The sequence below is a fragment of the Gordonia sp. (in: high G+C Gram-positive bacteria) genome, from assembly GCF_049299075.1.
GTDB lineage: Bacteria > Actinomycetota > Actinomycetes > Mycobacteriales > Mycobacteriaceae > Gordonia.
Map to the genome: position 1 here is coordinate 1 of NZ_JBAQWU010000088.1, position 3154 is coordinate 3154.

General features: G+C 61.5%; 2 protein-coding genes. Both read left to right on the top strand.

The genetic code is table 11. The features are described 5' to 3' along the window. A partial coding sequence (locus tag WAW85_RS02970) for a condensation domain-containing protein (RefSeq protein WP_422558168.1) occupies positions 1-1463 on the top strand: 1463 nt, incomplete at its 5' end. 32 nt (positions 1464-1495) lie between these two features. After that, on the top strand, positions 1496-3154 hold a 1659-nt coding region (locus WAW85_RS02975), incomplete at its 3' end, for an amino acid adenylation domain-containing protein (RefSeq protein WP_422558169.1).

Sequence of the window (3154 nt, forward strand, 5' to 3'; positions counted from 1 at the left end):
AACTGTCCGGCGGGCGGGCGCCAGCGTTGGCGCCGATTGTTGCTGCTGATCCGCGTCCTGACCGGGTTCCGTTGTCGTTTGCGCAGCAGCGGATGTGGTTCCTCACCCAGTTCGACCCGGAATCGCCCGCTTACAACATTCCGGTGGCAGTCCGCTTGTCCGGTGATCTCGATATTGATGCGTTGTATTTGGCGGCGAGAGATGTCGTGGAGCGGCACGAGATTCTCCGAACGACGTTTCCTGAGCGAGATGGCCGCCCCGTGCAGCAGGTTCATACCGGGGCACAGTCGAATTTGGACTGGGAGGTAGTGGATCGCGAGGATGAGTTGTTCCAGGCAGCCGCAGGCGGCTTCGATGTTGTCCAGCGGCCACCTTTCCGGATCCGCGTGTGGGCCTCGGCTCCGGGCGAGTGGGTATTGCTGGCCGTCATCCATCACATAGTGGGGGACGGTCAATCCATGATTCCACTGATCGGAGACATGATTTCCGCGTACGGGGCGCGCGCTGGCGGTGAGGCCCCGGAATTTGAGCCACTAGCCATTCAGTTCGCCGATTATGCGCTGTGGCAGCACGAGGTACTCGGCGATCCAGCCGACCCAATGTCGATAGCAGGAAGACAACTGACGTACTGGTCGCAGGCGCTGACGGGCATCCCTGAGGTTGTGGACCTGCCTATGGATAGGCCGCGACCGTTGATCGCTTCGCATTCCGGTGCGCGCTACGACTTCGACATGCCTGCAGCGGTGGGCCGTCGAATCGAGGAAGTCGCCAGAACGAGTGGTGCCAGTCCGTTGATGGTGATCCAGGCGGGACTGGCGACCTTATTGGCGCGGTTGTCCGGGACGGACGACATCACCATCGCCACTCCGATTGCGGGGCGCGGCCAGTCTGTGCTCGATGCTCTGGTCGGCATGTTCGTAAATACTCTGGTTCTGCGGTCCCGAATAGATCTTGGTGAGAGTTTCGTGAAGCTCGTCGAACGAGTTCGTGGGACAGATCTCGAAGCGTTTGCGCACGCAGATGTTCCGTTCGAATCAGTCGTCGAAAGAATCAACCCGCCCCGATCGGAGGCATTTTCACCGCTTGCTCAGGTGATGTTGAGTGTGAATCACATCGGTCCAGAATCAACTGTTGTCGGGGCGGTCGACGGTCTGACGGTGACTCCGGTTGCGACGCCAATCACGCCAGCTCAAGTGGATTTGTCGTTCACCGTGAATATTCGGAGTGCGGATTCCTGGCTCGTATCCGTCATCTATGCGACAGATCTTTTTGACCAAGCTGCCGTAGCTATCTTGGGCGGTCGACTCATTACGATCCTCGACGCGCTGACACAGTCTCCGACCGACGCGATAGCGCTGGCGCCGCTCCTGACACTCGCGGAGCGCGAGCAGATCAGGAAGTGGTCGACCGGTGGCGCAGCAGTCCTGGATGGGCAGACGTTGATTGGGTTGGTTGAGCGATGACGAGTAACACCTCCGAGAAATTGGGAAACTCCGTGAACGAGAAGTCAGGCACTGGAGATCGCGCGGATTCTGTCGCTTTGGTCTTCGGTGACAGGATCGTCAGTTACCGAGAGTTCGATGCTCGAGTGAACACGTTGGCCCGGCGGCTGATTGCTCAAGGGGTCGGCCCAGATGTCAGCGTCGCGGTCGCAATGCCACGTTCGGTGGAACTGCTGGTCGCGCTACACGCGGTGATTGCTGCGGGCGGTGCGTACGTGCCCATTGATATCGACGCGCCGATCGACAGGGCGTCGTACATGTTGATGACATCGCGCGCGACAACCGTACTGGTCAAGGCCGGCGATAGGTGTGACTGGCAGGAGTCTGTATCGGTGGAGTCCATTGCGGTGGATTCTGATGAACCGGTCGAATTGACCGAGCCCGTGATCACGGACATTGACAGGCTTCGGCCGGCGCGGGCCGAGGACGCCGCCTACACGTTGTTCACGTCCGGTTCTACCGGACAGCCGAAGGGCGTGACGGTTTCTCATCGGGCGATTGCCAACCGTCTCGAGTGGATGAGGGATTGGTACGCGATCGGGGCTGGCGATGTCTTCGTCCAGAAGACACCCGTCACTTTCGACGTCTCCGTGTGGGAACTGTTTCTCCCGGCTGCTGTCGGCGCCCGACTCGTCATCGCTGAGCCGGGCCGCCACGGCGACCCTGCCTACATTGCTGACCTGATCGAGAGTGAGCGAATCAGCGTCATTCACTTTGTGCCTTCTATGCTCGCGGCATTCGCCGATTCCTTGGGGCCGCGAGTGGGTTCGTTCGACTCGCTGAGGCTGCTGTTCACCTCAGGCGAGGCGCTTGCTGCACCGCTCGCGAACCGGATTATCGAAGCCCTCCCAGGTATCGGTCTCGTTAATCTGTATGGCCCGACGGAGGCAGCCGTCGACGTGACCGCTCATCGGGTGTCGCGGAATGCGCAGCGGGTACCCATCGGGGTGCCCGTGCCCGGTACCGATGTGCATGTTCTCGACGCTCGATTGCAGTGGGTGCCACCCGGTGTGCCGGGTGAGTTGTACCTCGGTGGTATCCAGCTGGCGCGGGGTTACGCGTCACGACCGGAGTTGACGGCTGACCGGTTCGTCGCCGATCTGTTTGGGTCGCCGGGTGGCCGACTCTACCGGACCGGCGATTTGGTGCGTTGGACCGAAGGCGGAGAGCTAGAGTATCTGGGCCGGACCGATTTTCAGGTAAAGTTGCGCGGTCAGCGGATGGAGCTCGGTGAGATCGAGTCCGTTATCGCCACAGCCCCCGGTGTGATGCAGGCGGCTGCCGCCGTCGTGGACCTCCCGGCGGGCGCACAGCTCGTTGGCTATGTGTCTCCGGCGGATGTCGATCTCGGGAAGGTCCACGCCGTTCTCGCCGACCGGCTGCCCGAATACATGCGGCCGACCCAGTGGGTTGTGCTGGCCGGGCTGCCTCTCAATAGTGCAGGCAAGGTGGCGCGGAGTCAGCTTCCCACTCCAGTCCTCGAGGCGGTGGAATACGTTGCCCCGGAGACTGCAGCAGAATCGGACTTAGCTGACGTGTTTGCCGCGGTGCTGGGTGTGGATCGCGTGAGCGTGACAGCGTCGTTCTTCGAGTCCGGCGGCAACTCCCTGGCGGCGACGCGGGTAGCTGCTCGTGCCACCGAGCGTCTCGGT